Genomic DNA, 18,335 nt, shown 5'->3' on the forward strand with positions numbered 1-18,335 from the left:
CGCTCAGCTCCGCTGCGCGGCGACGACGACGATCTCGACGAGCAGCGCGGGATCCGCGAGCTTCGCCTCGACGGTGGCGCGCGGCGGCGTGTTGCCTTGCGCAACCCACTCGTCCCACGCTTCGTTCATCCCCGCGAAATTGACCATGTCGGAGATGTAGATCTGCACCGACAGCAGATGCGCGTTGTCGCTGTTCGCTTCCGCGAGCAGTCGGTCGATGTGGCCGAGCACTTCGCGCGTCTGGCCCACGATGTCCTGCGTGGTGTCTTCGGCAATCTGGCCGGCGAGGTACACGGTACCGTTGTGGATCGCGGTTTCGGAAAGACGTGCGCCGACGTGGTGACGAGTAACTGCCATGGAATGTTCCGGTTCTATGAATGAGTGAAGAGTTCGGCAGCCACGCGGCCCGCGCGACGCCGAACCGCATATTATGACGCGTATGCGCCCTCTCCGAGGAAAAACCCGCGCGCGAGCGCGATCTGGTCGGCGCTCATGAACGCGGGCGCATGGCCCGCGCCGTCGATTTCCGCCTGCGACACATGCCGGCCACGCCGCTGCATTTCGGCGACGGTCTCGCGCGACAGCAGATCGGATGACACACCGCGCACGACGAGCAGCGTCGCGGCCATCGTCTCGATCGCGTGCCACAGCGCGGCCTCGCCGAGCGCCGCGAGTTCGGGTGTCGTCGCCTTGAACGGCTCCGCAATCCGCGGGTCGTAGCGCATCGTCCAGCCGCCGTCCGGCAGCGCGCGCAGCAGCGGCGCATTGATCTCGCGCCACTCGTCGTCCGACAGCGCACCGAACGGCAGCGACAGCGAAGTCAGGTAGTCGATGCCCTGCTGCTCGGTCGCAAAGCGCGGCTGCACGCCGAGATATTCGCCGATTCGCGTGAGCGAGTCCGGCTCGATGCGCGGCCCGACGTCGTTGACGATCATCCGGCGCACCGGCGAACCGGGCAGCCCCGCGAGCGCCATGCCGATCAGGCCGCCCATCGACGTGCCGAACCAGTCGACCGATTCGGCGCCGGTGCGCGCGATCAGCGTCACCATGTCGGCGACGTACTGGGGGATCGCATAGAGCCTCGGATCCGCGAGCCAGCCCGACTGGCCGCGCCCCACGACATCGGGGCATACGACGCGATACGTATCGGACAGCGCCGCGGCGAGCCGATCGAAATCGCGTCCGGAGCGCGTCAGTCCGTGCACGCAGACGAGCACGCGCGGGTTCGCTGGGTCGCCCCATTCGGTGTAGGCGAGATGGTGAAGGCCGGCCGCGCTCGCGCACTGCACGCGCCGCTGGCGGGGAACGAGGTGATTCACTGAGGTTGTTGGCATCGGTGGCATCCTGTCGAACGGGTGCTGCGCGGCGGCGCATGCAGCGCGCCACCCGATGCGACCGATTGTAAACCGCTTCCGCCGCGGAAGTCGGCCCGGCCGGCCCGTTGCGCGATGCGCCGCGGCATCCGGTGGCCCGGCTCGCAGCCCTCTTCAGGATGACAAACGCCCCGTATTCCGTCGGGAATGCGGGGCGTCACAGGCGATGCGCGCCAGGCGCGCTACCGGCCTTTACGCGATCGCGCTTACATCGAGCGGCGCGCCCGTCTTCGCCTGGATCTCTTCGACGGTCACGCCGTCCGCGAGCTCGATCACCTTGAGGCCAGCCGGCGTCACTTCGATCACGCCGAGATCGGTGATGATCAGGTCGACCACGCCGACGCCCGTCAGCGGCAGGTTGCATTCGTCGAGGATCTTGTGCTGGTCGCCCTTCGCGACATGCTCCATCAGCACGACGACGCGCTTCACGCCTGCGACGAGGTCCATCGCGCCGCCCATCCCCTTGATCATCTTGCCGGGAATCATCCAGTTCGCGAGGTCGCCGTTCTTGCTGACCTGCATCGCGCCGAGGATCGCGAGGTTGATGTGGCCGCCGCGGATCATCGCGAACGAGTCGGCCGACGAGAAGATCGACGAGCCCGGCAGCGTCGTGACGGTCTGCTTGCCTGCGTTGATCAGGTCGGCGTCGACTTCGTCTTCGGTCGGCGACGGGCCAATGCCGAGCAGGCCGTTCTCCGACTGCAGCCACACTTCGACGCCTTCCGGCACGTGGTTCGCGACGAGCGTCGGCAGGCCGATGCCGAGGTTCACGTAGAAGCCGTCCTGCAGTTCCTTCGCCGCGCGCGCGGCCATCTGGTCACGATTCCAAGCCATGTCAGTCTCCTTTCGCGCGCACGACGCGTTGTTCGATGCGTTTCTCGGGCGTCGCGTTCAGCACGAGCCGCTGCACGAAAATCCCCGGCGTGTGAATCTGGTCCGGATCGAGCTCGCCGTTCTCGACGATCTCCTCGACCTCGGCGACCGTGATCCGGCCCGCCATCGCGCACATCGGGTTGAAATTGCGCGCGGTGCGGCGAAAGACCAGGTTGCCCGACTTGTCGGCCTTCCACGCCTTCACGAGTGCGACGTCGGCCGTCAGCGACGGCTCGAGCACGTAGTGCCGGTCGCCGAACTGGCGCGTTTCCTTGCCTTCCGCAATCACGGTGCCGTAGCCCGTATTCGTGAAGAACGCGGGGATGCCCGCGCCGCCCGCGCGCAGCTTCTCGGCGAGCGTGCCCTGCGGCGTGAATTCCAGCTCGAGTTCGCCCGCCAGGTACTGGCGCTCGAACTCCTTGTTCTCGCCGACATACGACGAGATCATCTTCTTGATCTGGCGCGTTTCCAGCAACAGGCCGAGACCGAAGCCGTCGACACCCGCGTTGTTGCTGATGCAGGTGATGCCCTTGACGCCCGAATCGCGCAGCGCAGCGATCAGCGCCTCGGGAATGCCGCACAGGCCGAAGCCGCCCACCGCGAAGGTCTGACCGTCACGGACGATCCCTTCCAGCGCGGCAGCCGCGCCTGGATAGACTTTATTCATCAGTATGTCCCTTCCTCTATGGAAACCAGCGAATCTGGGTTCGCGCGCCGGCGTGGCTCGCGAGCCCGCCGCATCATTCTATGCACGGCGAGCAAAGCCTGCCGTGACGACGCGCTTCTTTTTATGCCGCGGCAAGCGCCGCGAGATGCCCGAAAGGGTACGATGCCGCGCGGATGCGGCACAATACGCAAAAATACATAAGCAATTGCACCGTCCATCCGCGTCCATGACCGCACTCGATTACCAGACCGCCTTCCATCTCGCGCCGATCGGCCTCGTCATGTCGCGCGACCGCGTGATCGAGGATTGCAACGACGCGGTCGCGGCGATCTTCCGCTGCACGCGGGCCGACCTGATCGGGAAGTCGTACGAGGTGCTCTACCCGTCGCCGGACGAATTCCAGCGGATCGGCGAGCGCATTTCGCGGGGAATGGCCGCGAACGGCACCTATGCAGACGACCGGATCATGAAGCGCGCGGACGGCGAACTGTTCTGGTGCCATGTGACGGGCCGCGCGCTCGACCGCGCCGCGCCGCTCGCGGCCGGCGTCTGGACGTTCGAGGATCTGAGCGCGACGCGCCGGGTCGCGGTCGAGCTGACGCCGCGCGAGCGTGAAATCGCCGCACAGCTCGCGACCGGCAAGACGAGCAAGCAGATCGGCCGTGTGCTCGACATCAGCTCGCGCACGGTCGACATCTATCGCGCACGGCTGATGCGCAAGTACGGGACGGGAAATACGGCCGAGCTGCTGCAGCGCCTGCTCGGGCATTGAGCGGCGCGGGGGCGCGCCGATTCTCACGGCAATTCGCGCGTCAATTCGCGCAACCGGCGGGCCGCGCGCCTATCGATGGACGGCAGCGCGCCGGCACTGCCAGGCCGCAAATTCAGCCGAATCAGCCGACCTTCGCTGCGAACGCGTGCTCGATCGAGTCGCGCAGCATTTGCGGCAGCGGCACCGACTTGCCGAGCGCGTAGTCGACCCATACGCAACGCGCCTGGCCGCGCGCGTACAGGTGGTTCGGGTCGTCCGCACGGGTCAGTTCGAAACCCGTGTCGAAGCTGCTGCGCCCCGGCTTCGCGGCCGTCATCCTCGCGATCACGTCGCCCGGATAGTGCAGCTGCTTCAGGAACTCCATCGACGCAGTGACGATGACCGGCCCCTGCCCCTCGCCGTTTCCGCCTGCGATGCCGAGCTGCTCGAACCACGAAATCCGCGCCTGTTCCATGTAACGGAAATAGACCGTGTTGTTCACGTGTCCGAACGCGTCCATGTCGCCCCAGCGGATCGGCATCGACATCTCAAAAACGGGGGTGTAATCGCTCATTGCAGTCTTCTTCGTTGCTCAGGGTCATCCAGTCAGGCGAGGCCGAAGCCGTCGTCCGCGGAGATAATCGAGCCGTTGATGAACTGCGACTCGTCGGCCGCGAGCAGCAACAACAGCCCGTCGAGATCCTGCGGCTTGCCGACGCGCCGCCGCGGCAGCATCGATTGCAGCTTCTGGCCTTGCTCGGTTTCCCACAGGTAATGGTTGATTTCGGTATCGATATAGCCCGGGCAGATCGCGTTGACGTTGATCCCGTGGCGCCCCCATTCGAGCGCCATCGCACGTGTCATGTGCACGACCGCGGCCTTGCTCATCGCGTACAGCCCGATCTGCGGAAACACGCGCAGGCCGGCCACCGATGCGATGTTGATGATCCGGTACGGCGGCTTGCCGTTACCGTTCGCGCGCATCATCATCCGCTTCGCGACTTCCTGCGCGACGAAAAACGCGCCGCGCGTGTTGGTGTCGAACACGAACTCGAAATCACCGGGCGTCACGTCGACGAGCTTCTGCATCGTCGATACGCCGGAATTGTTCACGAGGATGTCGATGGTACCCGCTTCCGTCTCGGCGTGTGCGACCGCGGCCTTGATGCTCTGCACGTCGGTGACGTCGAGCGACACAACGTGCGCGGCACCGCCCGCCGCCTCGATCTCCGCGCGCAGTTCCTTGAGCCGTTCGACGCGGCGACTCGCGAGCACGACCTTCGCGCCGGCCTGCGACAGCACCTGCGCAAAGCGCTGGCCGAGTCCGCTCGAAGCGCCCGTCACCAGCGCGACCTTGCCTTCCAGATTGATCGACCGACCCATTGCACATCCCCTTTCGACGTTATGTCACCGCCCCGGAAAGCACGGCCCATGCGGCATAACCCTAGCACGAAAAATAGAACGGTCGTGCTAATCTATCCGCATTCTGTTGCGGCAAGCGTTTCGTTTCGCAGACAATACGCTCCCGAATAAAAGCATTCTAACGGTTAGAGGAACGCCAATGACCCCCGCAAGCCTCATCGAGCAATACGGTCCGCGCGAATCGATGGAATACGACGTCGTGATCGTCGGCGGCGGCCCTGCCGGGCTGTCCGCGGCGATCCGGCTCAAGCAGCTCGCCGCCGAAAAAGGCGCCGAGATCGGCGTGTGCGTGCTCGAGAAGGGTTCCGAGATCGGCGCGCACATCCTGTCGGGCGCGGTGATGGACCCGCGCGCGATCAACGAACTGTTCCCCGACTGGAAGGAACGGGGCGCGCCGCTCGACGTCGAGGTGACGGAAGACCGCTTCCTGTTCCTGTCCGAGAAGAGCGCGGTGACGACGCCGAACTGGGCGCTGCCCGACAACTTCAAGAACCACGGCAACTACGTGATCTCGCTGGGCAACGTTACGCGCTGGCTTGGGACACAGGCCGAGGCGCTCGGTGTCGAGATCTTCCCGGGCTTCCCGGCTGCGGAGATTCTCTATAACGATGACGGCTCCGTGAAGGGCGTCGCGACCGGCAACATGGGCGTCGGCAAGGACGGCGAGCCTACCGAGAACTTCCAGCTCGGCATGGAGCTGCACGCGAAGTACACGCTGTTCGCGGAAGGCTGTCGCGGCCACCTCGGCCGCCAACTGATCTCGAAGTTCAAGCTCGACGCGAACGCCGATCCGCAGGCGTACGGGATCGGCATCAAGGAGCTGTGGGAAATCGACCCCGCGAAGCACAAGCCGGGCCTCGTGATCCACACGGCCGGCTGGCCGCTGAAGTCGGACACCTACGGCGGCTCGTTCCTGTATCACATGGACAACAACCAGGTCGTCGTCGGCTTTGTGGTCGGCCTCGGCTATACGAACCCGTACCTGTCGCCGTTCGAGGAATTCCAGCGCTACAAGACGCACCCGTCGATCCGCGCGTTCCTCGAAGGCGGCAAGCGCGTGTCGTACGGCGCGCGCGCGATCACCGCGGGCGGGCTGCTGTCGCTGCCGAAGACGGTGTTCCCGGGCGGCGCGCTGATCGGCGACGACGCGGGCTTCCTGAACGCATCGCGGATCAAGGGCAGCCACGCGGCGATCAAGACCGGCATGCTGGCGGCGGACGCCGCGTTCGACGCGGTGCAGGCCGGCCGCCAGTCGGACGAGCTCAACGCGTATCCGGATGCGTTCAAGCAATCGTGGCTGTACAACGAGCTGTACCGCGCACGCAACTTCAAGCAGTGGATGGCGAAGGGGCTGTATCTCGGCACGCTGATGGTCGGCCTCGAACAGAAGGTGATGGGCGGCAACGTGCCGTGGACGCTGCATCACAAGCACGCGGACCACGAGATGCTGAAACCGGCATCGCAATGCCAGCCGATCGAGTATCCGAAGCCGGACGGCAAGCTGACGTTCGACCGGCTGTCGTCGGTGTTCATCTCGAACACGAACCACGAGGAAAACCAGCCCGCGCACCTGACGCTGAAGGATGCGAACGTGCCGGTGAACGTGAACCTGCGCACGTACGCGGGGCCGGAAGGCCGGTTCTGTCCGGCGGCAGTCTATGAATTCGTGAAGAACGACGACGGCAGCGACCGCCTGGTGATCAACGCGCAGAACTGCGTGCACTGCAAGACCTGCGACATCAAGGACCCGACGCAGAACATCGTGTGGGTCACGCCGGAAGGCGGTGGCGGGCCGAACTACCCGAACATGTAACGTGCCGGAAAGCGCCGCCTCGAGCGGCGTTTTTTTTCGCCGCTCAAACGAAACGGGGCGCCGTTCGACGCAGCGCCCCGCTCCCTTTCGCGCACAACTCGCGCCTCTCGCGCCTCTCGCCGGCACCGGTCGCGTGCAGGCGCAACACACGACACCGCGTGCGCTATCGCGCCGCAATCCGCCGGCGAAAGTGTTCGGTACCGGCCACGATCTTGTCGAGCACGGCGTCCAGTGCCCAGAACCGCTCGCGGATGTCGTAGTCGATCGCGCGGCAACGGATCGACTCGAACGTGCCGATTCGCTGATGGTAGAGCTTCGCGAGCGCCGGGTAGCCGAGCGCCTCCGACACGGCCGCAACGACGAGGAACGTCGAGAGTTCTTCGGCCAGCGCTGGATCCGACTCACCGTGCACGCGCAGCCATCGATAGAGATCCGGGTGGAAATTGGTGAACACTCCGTTGAAACCGGCGGAGCCCGCCTTCATCGCGTCCCATGCGATCGCGGCGTTCGCGTTCAGGATCTTCAGCGGCGACCCGGCCGCAAGCGCGACGCGTCGCTTCACGGTTTCCAGATCGCAGCTCACGTCCTTGAGCATCACGAAACGGCCGGTGTCGATGCAGGCGCGCAGCTCGTCGTCGGACAGCAGCCGCCGGTAAGGCGCCGGACACTCGTACAGGCCGAGCGGCAGATCCGACGGCAGTTGCGCGAGCAGCTTGTGCAGATGGTCGAGCAACGCCGCGCTGCCCTTGCGCTCCGGATCGAGCCGGTTGGTGACGAGCACGACGCCCTGCGCGCCCGATTCGGCCGCCGCGCGCAGTTCCGCAACCTGCGCGTCGAGGCTGTCGCTGACATGTCCCGACGCAACGACGGGCACGCGCCCGGCGACCCGGTCGACCACGAAGCGTGCGAGTTCCGCGCGTTCGGCGAGGCTCAGGAACTGCATCTCGCTCGACTGCGCGACCGCGAACAGCGCATCCGCGCCGTGCGCCAGATACCATTCGATGAGCCGTTCGAGTCCTGCGTAGTCGATCGCGCCGACGTCGTCGAACGGCGTCAGCATCACCGGCACGATTCCCTCGATCGTGACGGCCGATTGCCGCTGTGCTTGCATCTGTTTCTCCTTCCTTCAATGAATGCGTGTTGCGAACGCTGCGCTTACGCGGGCAGCGGCCCGTGCTCGGCGCTCGCGGACTGTTCGGGGATCGGCTTGCGCACCAGCAGCAGATACGCGATCGCGCCGACAAACGCGATCGCCGCCGCGGTCAGCAGCGCCGGCACGAACGACCATTTCTGCGCAATGAAGCCGGTCAGGATCGGCGCGAGCGCCCCGCCGATGAAGCCGCCGAAGTTCTGGATCGCGCCGAGCGATGCGACCCGGCTCGGCGGCGCAACCGCCGTCGCGAGTGCCCACGAGCAGGCCGACGCCGCGTTCGCGAGAAAGATCACGACCGAAATGCACGCGAGCGCGAGCGTGTTGCTTTCGACGAGCGCGGCCGGAATCGTGAACGCGACCATCCCGAGCATCGCGACCACGACCGCGTTGCGCCGGCTCGAGACTGGCGAGCGGCTGTGGCGCGTGACCCGATCCGAGAACCAGCCGGCAACGAGCGAGCCGACGAACCCGCACAGGAACGGCACCGACGCGGCAAACCCGGTGCGGATCAGGCTCATGTGCCGCTCCATCGTCAGGTAGCCGGGCAGCCAGGTCAGATAAACCCAGTTCAGGTACACGGACCCGAAATAGCCGATCAACATCCCCCAGGTCGCGACGTGCGAGAACAGGCTGCGCCAGTCGCCGAAGGTCAGCTTCGGCGTGGCGATCGCGCTGTCCGCATCGGCGTCGAGATAGCCGCGTTCGGCTGCGGTCAATTGCGACCGTGCCGGATCACGGTACAACGCAAACCACGCGATGGCGACGACGAGGCCGAGCGCGCCGGTCGCGATGAACGCCCAGCGCCAGTTGAACGACACGACCAGGATCGACAGCGCCAGCGGCGCGAGCGCGGTGCCGAGCGGCGACGCCGAGTTGAAGATCCCGGTCGGCGTACCGCGCGCGCGCAGCGGAAACCAGTTGCTGACCACGCGCGCGGCGGACGGGAACTGCGGCGCCTCGCCGATGCCGAGCACGATGCGCGCGACGATGAACCAGCCGAACGTCGACACGATGCCGCCCGCCGCCTGCGCGAGCGACCAGACGATCAGCCCGATGCCGAGCAGCCGGCGCGGCCCGATGCGGTCGACGAGGCCGCCGATCGGCAACTGGCACAGCGCATAGCTCCACGAGAACGCCGACAACAGCAGCCCCATCTGCCCGAGCGACAGGCCGAGGTCGCCGCGGATCGCCGCATTCGCGACGGCCAGCGTGCCGCGATCGAGGTAGTTGACGATCCCGCTCACCATCAGCAGCGCAAGCGCGATGCGCTGGCCGCGCCGGATGCGCGGCGGCGCGCTCGGAAGGGTTTGAGCTTCGCTCATGACGATTGTCTCCATGTCGTAGGTATCGGCCGGTCACGGCCGTTGTGGTCGCGCGTGGGGCCTATGGCCTGTCATTAGCGTGAACAGGCACTAGGTGGCCACACGCGCGCCGGGAACCTCTTCGCGCGTCGGGATCGACGTCTGCGCGCCGTGACGCGTGACGCTGACCGCGGCCGCGCGCTGGCCGAAGTCGATCGCGTCGTCCATCGACGCACCGCTGGCGCGAGCCGCCGCGAACCCGCCGACGAACGTGTCGCCGGCAGCAGTCGTGTCGACCGCGACCACCGCCTCTGCTCGACGGCGCCCGCAGCCCGCGTCGCCGCGCCAGCAGACGCCGCGTGCGCCGAGCGTGACGAGCACGTTGCCGACACCCTTCGCGCGCAGCGCGTCGGCTGCGCGCACTGCGGACGCATCGTCGTCGACGGCGATACCGGTCAGCGATGCCGCTTCGCTTTCGTTGACGACGAGGTAGTCGACCTGTGCCAGCAGCGCATCGGACAACGGCTGCGCGGGCGCCGGATTGAGCAGCACGGGCGTGCGATGCGCGGCCGCGCAGGCGATTGCATGCGCGACGGTCGCGATCGGCACTTCGAGCTGGCACACCAGCAGCGCGGCCCGCGCGATCGTGTCGCGCGCCGCGTCGATCCGCGCGGCGTCGACGCACGCATTCGCACCCGGCACGACGACGATACTGTTCGTGCCGCCGTCGCCGACCGTGATCGTGGCGACGCCCGTCGTCGCACCGGCAACGCGAAGCAGGTGCGTCACGTCGATCCGTTCCGCCGCGAGCGCGTCGTGCAGACGCGCGCCGAACGCGTCGTCGCCGACGCAGCCGATCATCGCGACCAACGCGCCAAGGCGCGCGGCGGCGACCGCCTGGTTTGCCCCCTTCCCGCCGTGAACGGTCTGGAATGTGCTGCCGAGCAGCGTTTCGCCGGGCAGCGGCAGGCGCGGCGCGCGCACCACGAGGTCGATGTTCGCGCTGCCGACGACGGTGACGAGGGGTGGGTTCATGGTACTCATTCGCCAATGTAACCGCTTACATTTGAGCCGGACAAAACGCCCGAGGAAGTCGGTACTAATAAATTCCGCGCGGTAATGATGGAATTTGCGTCTGACATAATGCGGGTTATCATGATGGATAGCGCTTACATTCTCACAGGCGTGTAACGTGATGCAAGCGCGGGCACCATCAATCGAGGGTAAACGATGACGTTTTTGACAACGTGCGACGCCGGCCGGACGTCGCCGCCGGGAGCCAGCCGATGAGCGACGCTCCGCCCCGCGGCGGCACGTCGCGCGCCCGCCGCGGCACCGGCCGGTCGGTGCTCGGCGACGTCGCGAAGCTCGCCGGCGTGTCGACCGCGACCGTCTCGCGCGTCTACAACGATCCCGGCAAGGTGTCGGCCGACGTGCAGCAGCGCGTGCGCGACGCGGCGCGCACGCTGAACTGGATTCCGAACGCGGCCGGCCGCGCGCTCGCGTCGACCCGCACGCACATCACGGGCGCAATCATTCCGACGCTCGACGACCAGGTCTTCGCGTCGCAGGTCGCCGGCATGCAGGCGGTGATGGCCGAGCACGGGATCACGCTGTTCCTGGGCTGCTCGAACTACGATCCCGCGCAGGCGCTCGCGCAAGTGCGCGCGATGCTGGCGCGCGGCGTGGAAGCCGTGTCGCTGGTCGGCGAGGCCTATCCGCCGGAACTGTTCGAACTGCTCGCACTGCATCGCGTGCCGTATGTCGTCACCTACGCGTATCGCGACGACAGTCCGCATTGCTGCGTCGGATTCGACAACCGCGCGGCGTTCGCCCGGCTCACCGGGCACCTGCTCGGCCTCGGGCATCGCGATTTCGCGGTCATCATGCAGCCGTCGGCCGACAATGATCGCGTGCAGGCGCGCCTGCGCGGCATTCACGAGACGCTTGCCGCGCACGGGCTCGCGGTCCGCCCCGCGCATCTGCATGAAGGGCCTGCGTCGATCGCGTTCGGTCGCGCGAGCCTGCGCGCGATCGTCGACGGCACGGCGCCGCGGCCCACCGCGGTCATCTGCGGCAACGACGCGCTGGCGCTCGGCGCGTTACTCGAGGCGCAGGCACTCGGCATCGACGTGCCGTCGCAATTGTCGATCACCGGATTCGACGATATCGCGCTCGCCCGCGAGATCCGGCCGTCGTTGACGACGATGTGGGTCGATACCGCGGCGATCGGACGCCAGGCCGCGCACGCACTGCTCGACGCGCTCGAAAACGGCGTGCCCGGGCCCGGTTGCGCTGTGTTGCCCGAATTGCGGACGAGGGAATCGGTCGCGCCGCCGGGACGGGGCGGTGTGGCACCGGATTGACCGACGGCAGAGAACGGGGCGATTTGGCGTGCCGTCAGGTGCACCAGCACGACAAACGGATCGTGACGGAAGGCAACGGAATGCGACGATCCCAAAAACAAACGGGGCGCTGCCTGCTGCAGCGCCCCGCTGTACTTCGATTCGATGAGACTGGCGTCGCCCCGAAGCGCCCGCCGCGGCCGCGTCAGGTCGCGCTGCCGGCGATCTTCGGCGTCTGCGTTTCCACGTCGCCGCATTGCGCGCGATGGCGCAGTGCGTGATCGATCAGCACGAGCGCGAGCATCGATTCGGCGATCGGCGTCGCGCGAATGCCGACGCACGGGTCGTGGCGGCCGAACGTCTCGACCGTCGCCGGTTCGCCGGCCTTCGTGATCGACCGGCGCGGCGTGCGGATGCTCGACGTGGGCTTGATCGCGATCGACACGGTGATGTCCTGCCCGGTCGAAATGCCGCCGAGCACGCCACCCGCGTGATTGCCGACGAAACCGTCCGGCGTCAGCTCGTCGCCGTGCACGGAACCCCGTTGCGCGACGCTGGCAAACCCGGCGCCGATCTCGACGCCCTTCACCGCGTTGATGCTCATCATCGCCTTCGCGATGTCCGCGTCGAGACGGTCGAACACGGGCTCGCCCCAGCCGACCGGCACGCCCGACGCGACGACGTCGATCCGCGCGCCGATCGAGTCGCCATCCTTGCGCAGCGCGTCCATGTACGCCTCGAGCTGCGGGACGATGTCCGCATTCGGCGCGAAGAACGGATTCTCGCTCACGTGCGACCAGTCGACGAACGGCACGTCGATCTCGCCGAGCGCGGTCATGCACGCGCGCACTTCGACGCCGAACCGCTCACGCAGCCATTTCTTCGCGACCGCGCCCGCGCCGACGATCGGCGCGGTCAGGCGCGCCGACGAACGGCCGCCGCCACGGTAGTCGCGAATCCCGTATTTCTGCCAGTACGTGTAGTCGGCGTGGCCTGGCCGGAACGTCTCGACGATGTTGCCGTAGTCCTTGCTGCGCTGGTCGGTGTTGCGGATCAGCAGCGCAATCGGCGCGCCGGTCGTCGTGCCTTCGAACACGCCGGACAGGATCTCGACCTCGTCGGCCTCCTGCCGCTGCGTGACGTGCCGCGACGTGCCGGGCTTGCGGCGGTCGAGCTCGCGCTGGATGTCGACTTCGGTCAGCCCCATGCCCGGCGGGCAGCCGTCGATCACGCAGCCGATCGCGGGGCCGTGCGACTCGCCAAAGGTCGTGACAGTGAAAAGCGTGCCGAGGGTATTGCCGGACATGGTGGGACCGCCCAAAGAGAGATAGGCAAACCGATGCGCTGCCCGCCGAAACACGCGTGCAGATCGATCGTTCGCCGGTCGAAAAATTTTGCTGGTCCGCTATTATGCCAGCCGTCCCGGCGGCGCGGGCCGCACGAAGCGACCCAGCCCTGCCCGCCGCAATCTGCCCGCCGCTATTTCCGCGCGCCGCGCAGCTCCGCCACCGCCGCCTGCAGCGCTTCCGGTGTCGCCACTGTCGCGGACATCGGCTCGCCGACCGCAAGCGTCAACCGGCTCATCACGCCCCGTTTGACCGGCCGCGGCCAGCGCGCATCCGCGTGACGCGAGAACACGCTGCCCCACAGCCCGCGCAGCGCCATCGGGATCACGGGCGCCGGCGTGCGGCTCAGGATCTCGCTGATGCCGTGATGGAACGTGTTGATGTCGCCGGTTTTCGTCAGCTTGCCTTCCGGGAAGATGCACACCAGCTCACCGTCGTTGAGCGCCGCCTCGCACGCATCGTATGCGCGCGCGAGCAGTTCGGGATCCTCGTGGCGCGGCGCGATCGGAATCGCCTTCGCGTGCCGGAACACCCAGCCCGCGAAGCGCGTCTTGAAGATCCGGTGATCCATCACGAAGCGGATCGGCCGCGGGCTTGCGGCCGCGAGCACCAGCGCGTCGACATAGCTGACGTGATTGCACACGAGCACGGCCGCCCCCTCTTCCGGAATCCGCTCCGCATGCACGAGCCGGATCCGGTAGAACGTGTGCACGAGCACCCACGCGACGAAGCGCAGCAGGAACTCGGGCACGAGCAGGTAGATGTACGCCGCGACCACGACGTTGAGCAGCGCGGTCACGAGGAAAATGCCGGGAATGCTCACGCCTGCCTTGGTCAGCGCCATCGCCATCACCGCCGACACGATCATGAACAGCGCATTCAGGATGTTGTTCGCGGCGATGATCCGCGCGCGGTGCGTCGGCGCGCTGCGGCTCTGGATCAGCGCATACAGCGGCACGCTGTAGAAGCCTCCGAACATCGCGAGCAGGAACAGGTCGGCGAGGATGCGCCAGTGGCGCGCGCCGGCGAGGAATTCGCCGACCGACAGCAGGTGGCCGGGCACCGGCAGCGCATGGCTCGCGAAATACAGCTCGATCGCGAAGAAGCTGATGCCGATCGAGCCGAGCGGCACGAGGCCGATCTCGACGCGGCGTTGCGACAGCCGCTCGCACAGCAGCGAACCGAGGCCGATGCCGACCGAGAACGTCGCGAGCAGGATCGTGACGACGTCGGGGCTCGCGGACAGCACGTCCTTCGCGAAGTTGAAGAACGACGTGAGGAACGTCGCGCCGACGAACCACAGCCACGAGATGCCGAGCAGGCTCAGGAACACCGTGCGGTTCTGCCCCGCGAGCGCGAGATTGCGCCACGTTTCGGTGAACGGATTCCAGTTGATCACGAGATCGGGCTGCGGCGCGGGCGTCGCCGGCACGCGCTGCGCGACGAGCCGCCCCGCGAGCGCGATCACGACGACGCTGACGGCCAGCACGAGCTCGCCGCTGCCGACGAGCCCCGCGGCGGCGCCGCCGATGATCGTGCCGATCAGGATCGCGATGAACGTGCCCATCTCGACGAGACCGTTGCCGCCGACCAGTTCGTGATCGTTCAGGTGCTGCGGCAGGTACGAGTACTTGACGGGCCCGAACAGCGTCGAGTGCATCCCCATCATGAACGTGCACAGATACAGCAGCGCCGCGCTGTGCGTGACGAAGCCCGCGGCCCCGACGAGCATCAGCACGATCTCGAAGGTTTTCACGAAGCGCGTGAGGCGCGCCTTGTCGTACTTGTCGGCGATCTGGCCGGACGTCGCGGAGAACAGCACGAACGGCAGAATGAAGATCGCGGAGATCAGGAACGCGGCAGTCTTCGCGTCGACGCCGGAAAACCGCGCGGTGTGGTAGGTAACGAGCGACGTGAAGCCGATCTTGAAGACGTTGTCGTTCAGTGCGCCCAGGAACTGGGTCGTGAAGAACGGCGCGAAACGGCGCTCGCGCAGCAGGTCGAACTGGGACGCGTGCGCGCGCCGTTCGCTGCGGCGCTCGGACGAGACTGTCGTGTGATCGCTCATGCGGAATGCGCGCGCTTCGTTGCGGCGAAGCTGCGCGGGCCCTGTGTCGTTGGTGTTGTCATCGAGAAGTCAGCCCCGGAAGAAAGGCTCACGCGCGGCCCGCGCCACTGCATGCCACCGCATGCCGGACAGTCGCGCCCGTGCGCGCGGCCCGGGCGCGACGCTCAGCCGGCGACCGGCTTGTGGGCTTCGGTTTCCGTTTCCGGCTCCGGCCAGTCGCGGATGTACGCCTTCAGCATCCGGTTCTCGAAGCTCTGCGCCTCGACGACCGTCTTCGCGACGTCGTAGAACGAAATGACGCCCATCAGCACCTTCTGGTCGAGCACCGGCATGTAGCGCGCATGGCGCTCGAGCATCATGCGGCGCACTTCGTTGACGTCCGTTTCCGGCGTGCACGTGAGCGGCTCGTCCATCACCTTGCGCACCTGCACGTCGCCGATCGCGCCGCCGTTCTCGCGCAGGCGCATGATGATCTCGCGGAACGTCAGCATCCCGACGAGATCGCCGTACTCCATCACGACGAGCGAACCGATATCGTGTTCGGCCATCGTATCGACCGCTTCGCGCAGCGGTTTATCGGGCGTCACCGTAAACAGCGTATTGCCCTTCACTTTCAGAATGTCGCTGACGCGCATCGTAGTCCCCTCATGCATATATGCAAAACCGGCTTTCGATCCTATCGGAAAGCCTGTCAAAAAGAAAGCGGCGGTGCCCGCCAACGCCCGTGCGTGCGCGGCCGGCGTCGAGCCCCGGCTCCAGCCGGCCCGCTTGCGGACACCCGGCGCTCGCCGCACAATGACCCCATGGACAGCGGCCCGAGGAGACGGCCATGGCGCACACGCATACCGAGCATTTCGCCAGCTTCGCTGATTTCTACCCGTACTACCTGAACGAACACCAGAACCTGACGTCGCGGCGGCTGCACTTCATCGGCTCGCTCGGCGTGATCGGCTGCGTCGCCATGGCGATCGCGACCGGCGGCTGGCTGTGGCTGCCGGCCGCCGTCGTCTGCGGCTATGCGTTCGCGTGGGTCGGACACTTCTTCTTCGAGAAGAACCGCCCGGCCACCTTCCGCCACCCGATCTACAGCCTGATGGGCGACTGGGTGATGTTCAAGGACATCTGCACCGGCAAGATCCCGCTTTGATCCGGCGTTGATCCGGCCCTGACCCCGCCGCCGCCGCACGATCCGCGCACGATCCGCGGACGAGTCGCGCACGAGCCGGGCTTACGCGGTGCGGTGCGGCCGGGCGTGCGCGTCCGGCACGTCCGGCGCATGCGCGCGGGCGTCCGCGTCCGCGACCGGATGCGCGCCCGCGAGCCGGTGCGCGGCGATCAGCGACGCGAGCGACACGTCGAGGCGGTCGCTCGACAGCACGGCAAGCAACGCCGCGCCGTCGACGTGGGTGCGGCGCCGCTGCAGCTGGTAGGTCAGCTCGGTGCGGTCGATTACCAGCACGTCGAACAGCTGCGCGAGCGTCAGCTGGTCGGGATTCGCGAGCAGCACGTAGCGCGCCCCGCCGTTGCCGCCCTCCAGCCGCGCGATCCACTCCTTCTCCTCCAGCAATGCCAGCAGGCGCTGCGCGGTTTCCATGTCGCAGCGCAGCATCGTCGCGAGCATCACCGCCGAATAGCCCGGCTTGCCGGCCGCGCGCGCCTCGGCGAGCCGGGCGAGCAGCTCCAGTACGTCGAGCAGGTCGCTGCCCGGGTAATGGACGCGGTGGAACTGGCCGACGCGGATCGCCGGCAGCGCCGACGTCACCATCGCGCCGAGCAGCGCGATGAACCAGCTCAGGTACATCCACAACAGGAACACCGGCAACGCGGCGAACGCGCCGTATACGGCCGTGTAGGTCGGAATCCGGCGCACGTAGTAGCCGAAGCCGCGCTTCGCGAACTCGAACGCAATCGCCGCGAACAGCCCGCCGATCACCGCGTCGCGCCACGCGACCGTACAGTTGGGGAGATAAACGTAAAGGAGCGTGAATGCGAGCACCGTCAGCGGCAGCGACAGGAACGTGAGCATCCATTCGACGATCGGCGGCGTCGACTGCGCGCCCGTGAACGCGAGCGACTGCGTGAACAGGTACGACGAAATCGACAGGCTCACGCCGAACAGCAGCGGCCCGAGCGTGATCAGCGCCCAGTACGCGAGCACCCGCTGCGCGAACGGCCGCGGCTTGCGCACGCGCCAGATCAGGTTGAACGCGGATTCGATCGTCATCATCGTCATCACGGACGTGACGACGAGCACGATCAGGCCAGCCGTCGTCAGCCCTTTCGCCTTCGACGCGAACTGGTTCAGGTACTTGAAGATCTGGATGTTGAACTGCGCGGGCATCAGGTGATCGGCGAGGAACCCCTGCAGCGAGATCTGGAACGACGCGAACATCGGGAACGCCGTGAACAGCGCGAACGCGACCGTCACGAGCGGCACGAGCGCCAGCATCGTCGTGAACGTGAGGCTGCCCGCCACTTGCGGGATGCGGTCCTCCGCGCTGCGTTTCGCGGCGAAGCGCGCGAGGCGCTTGAGGGTGTCGAGATCGACGCTCAACTTCGGCAAACGGCTTCCTCCTTCGACGTACGCTGCGCCACACGGCGCGCACCGTCGCTTCGCGCGACGGCTTCAGCCCCTATAATAGCCGCTCAATCCGGCAGGGGCGGGTCGCGCAACGCGCGTGCAGGCGCTGCCGCGAAAACGCCCCTTTGCCCATGAAAGACATTCTCGTCCTTTATTACAGCCGTCACGGCGCGACGCGCGACCTCGCGCTCGCGATCGCGAACGGCATCGACAGCGTGCCGGGCATGCAGGCACGCATCCGCACCGTGCCGCCCGTCTCCACCGTCTGCGAGGCGAGCGCGCCCGATATCCCGGAAGACGGCCCGCCGTATGCCGAGCTGCGCGATCTCGAGGAATGCGCGGGCCTCGCGCTCGGCTCGCCGACCCGCTTCGGCAACATGGCCGCATCGCTCAAGTATTTCCTCGACGGCACGACGCCGCAATGGCTGTCCGGCGCGCTGACCGGCAAGCCCGCGTGCGTGTTCACGTCGACCGGCAGCCTGCACGGCGGCCAGGAATCGACGCTGCTGTCGATGATGCTGCCGCTGCTCCATCACGGAATGATGATCGTCGGCATCCCGTACACCGAATCCGCGCTCAGCACGACGCAGACGGGCGGCACGCCGTACGGCGCGTCGCACGTATCGCGGCACGAACGCGCTG

Annotated in this window: 18 protein-coding genes; 5 read left to right on the forward strand and 13 right to left on the reverse strand. The window is 67.0% G+C overall.

The annotated features are described in order from the left end of the window. Positions 1-3: 3 nt before the first annotated feature. From G3N94_RS21235 to G3N94_RS21250, 4 genes are all read right to left on the reverse strand, one after another. The gene (locus G3N94_RS21235; protein ID WP_205794533.1) at positions 4-357 is read right to left on the reverse strand and encodes a RidA family protein; all 354 of its coding nucleotides are present in this window, start codon (positions 355-357) and stop codon (positions 4-6) included. 71 nt (positions 358-428) lie between these two features. After that, on the reverse strand, positions 429-1,334 hold the full coding sequence (locus tag G3N94_RS21240) for an alpha/beta hydrolase (protein WP_205794534.1): 906 nt from the start codon (positions 1,332-1,334) through the stop codon (positions 429-431). 231 nt (positions 1,335-1,565) lie between these two features. After that, positions 1,566-2,207 carry a CoA transferase subunit B gene (locus G3N94_RS21245; RefSeq protein ID WP_205794535.1) on the reverse strand — a complete coding sequence of 214 codons (642 nt, stop codon included), beginning with the start codon at positions 2,205-2,207 and terminating at the stop codon, positions 1,566-1,568. Position 2,208: 1 nt separating this feature from the next. Continuing rightward, entirely contained in the window at positions 2,209-2,913 is a 705-nt protein-coding gene (locus G3N94_RS21250) for a CoA transferase subunit A (RefSeq protein ID WP_205794536.1), read from the reverse strand. Positions 2,914-3,139: 226 nt separating this feature from the next. Between G3N94_RS21250 and G3N94_RS21255 the strand changes: the two genes are divergently transcribed. Continuing rightward, the gene (locus G3N94_RS21255; RefSeq protein ID WP_205794537.1) at positions 3,140-3,685 is read left to right on the forward strand and encodes a PAS and helix-turn-helix domain-containing protein; all 546 of its coding nucleotides are present in this window, start codon (positions 3,140-3,142) and stop codon (positions 3,683-3,685) included. A 121-nt stretch (positions 3,686-3,806) separates the two neighbouring features. On the opposite strand, the gene G3N94_RS21260 is transcribed toward G3N94_RS21255, so the two are convergent. Both G3N94_RS21260 and G3N94_RS21265 read right to left on the reverse strand, forming a co-directional pair. Then, positions 3,807-4,238, reverse strand: coding sequence for a thioesterase family protein (locus G3N94_RS21260; protein WP_205794538.1), 432 nt, complete (start codon positions 4,236-4,238; stop codon positions 3,807-3,809). Between the two features lie 32 nt (positions 4,239-4,270). After that, positions 4,271-5,047, reverse strand: coding sequence for an SDR family oxidoreductase (locus G3N94_RS21265; protein WP_205794539.1), 777 nt, complete (start codon positions 5,045-5,047; stop codon positions 4,271-4,273). A 178-nt stretch (positions 5,048-5,225) separates the two neighbouring features. Between G3N94_RS21265 and G3N94_RS21270 the strand changes: the two genes are divergently transcribed. Further along, positions 5,226-6,899 carry an electron transfer flavoprotein-ubiquinone oxidoreductase gene (locus G3N94_RS21270; RefSeq protein ID WP_205794540.1) on the forward strand — a complete coding sequence of 558 codons (1,674 nt, stop codon included), beginning with the start codon at positions 5,226-5,228 and terminating at the stop codon, positions 6,897-6,899. Between the two features lie 163 nt (positions 6,900-7,062). On the opposite strand, the gene G3N94_RS21275 is transcribed toward G3N94_RS21270, so the two are convergent. The 3 genes from G3N94_RS21275 to rbsK all read right to left on the reverse strand — a co-directional run bounded on the left by G3N94_RS21275 (position 7,063) and on the right by rbsK (position 10,397). Then, positions 7,063-8,010: a dihydrodipicolinate synthase family protein gene (locus tag G3N94_RS21275; RefSeq protein ID WP_205794541.1), complete on the reverse strand. Its 948-nt coding sequence runs from the start codon at positions 8,008-8,010 to the stop codon at positions 7,063-7,065. A 44-nt stretch (positions 8,011-8,054) separates the two neighbouring features. Next, positions 8,055-9,374, reverse strand: coding sequence for an MFS transporter (locus tag G3N94_RS21280; RefSeq protein WP_205794542.1), 1,320 nt, complete (start codon positions 9,372-9,374; stop codon positions 8,055-8,057). Between the two features lie 90 nt (positions 9,375-9,464). Then, positions 9,465-10,397 carry a ribokinase gene (gene rbsK, locus G3N94_RS21285; protein WP_205794543.1) on the reverse strand — a complete coding sequence of 311 codons (933 nt, stop codon included), beginning with the start codon at positions 10,395-10,397 and terminating at the stop codon, positions 9,465-9,467. Between the two features lie 242 nt (positions 10,398-10,639). Between rbsK and G3N94_RS21290 the strand changes: the two genes are divergently transcribed. Then, positions 10,640-11,719 carry a LacI family DNA-binding transcriptional regulator gene (locus tag G3N94_RS21290; RefSeq protein ID WP_205794544.1) on the forward strand — a complete coding sequence of 360 codons (1,080 nt, stop codon included), beginning with the start codon at positions 10,640-10,642 and terminating at the stop codon, positions 11,717-11,719. A gap of 184 nt (positions 11,720-11,903) precedes the next feature. Here G3N94_RS21290 and aroC read toward each other — a convergent pair whose 3' ends face one another. From aroC to G3N94_RS21305, 3 genes are all read right to left on the reverse strand, one after another. Next, positions 11,904-13,004, reverse strand: coding sequence for a chorismate synthase (gene aroC / locus G3N94_RS21295; protein ID WP_205794545.1), 1,101 nt, complete (start codon positions 13,002-13,004; stop codon positions 11,904-11,906). Positions 13,005-13,177: 173 nt separating this feature from the next. Beyond that, on the reverse strand, positions 13,178-15,112 hold the full coding sequence (locus tag G3N94_RS21300; protein WP_205794546.1) for an MFS transporter: 1,935 nt from the start codon (positions 15,110-15,112) through the stop codon (positions 13,178-13,180). A gap of 164 nt (positions 15,113-15,276) precedes the next feature. After that, complete coding sequence (locus tag G3N94_RS21305) at positions 15,277-15,747, reverse strand: CBS domain-containing protein (RefSeq protein WP_205794547.1); 471 nt, start codon at positions 15,745-15,747, stop codon at positions 15,277-15,279. A gap of 194 nt (positions 15,748-15,941) precedes the next feature. Here G3N94_RS21305 and G3N94_RS21310 point away from each other — a divergent pair, with 194 nt between their 5' ends. Next, positions 15,942-16,259: an Mpo1-like protein gene (locus G3N94_RS21310; protein WP_205794548.1), complete on the forward strand. Its 318-nt coding sequence runs from the start codon at positions 15,942-15,944 to the stop codon at positions 16,257-16,259. A gap of 81 nt (positions 16,260-16,340) precedes the next feature. Here G3N94_RS21310 and G3N94_RS21315 read toward each other — a convergent pair whose 3' ends face one another. Next, positions 16,341-17,675 carry a YihY family inner membrane protein gene (locus G3N94_RS21315; RefSeq protein WP_205794549.1) on the reverse strand — a complete coding sequence of 445 codons (1,335 nt, stop codon included), beginning with the start codon at positions 17,673-17,675 and terminating at the stop codon, positions 16,341-16,343. A 149-nt stretch (positions 17,676-17,824) separates the two neighbouring features. Here G3N94_RS21315 and wrbA point away from each other — a divergent pair. Next, a partial coding sequence (gene wrbA, locus G3N94_RS21320; protein WP_205794550.1) for an NAD(P)H:quinone oxidoreductase occupies positions 17,825-18,335 on the forward strand: 511 nt, incomplete at its 3' end.

The organism is Burkholderia sp. Ac-20353, assembly GCF_017104785.1.
GTDB lineage: Bacteria > Pseudomonadota > Gammaproteobacteria > Burkholderiales > Burkholderiaceae > Burkholderia.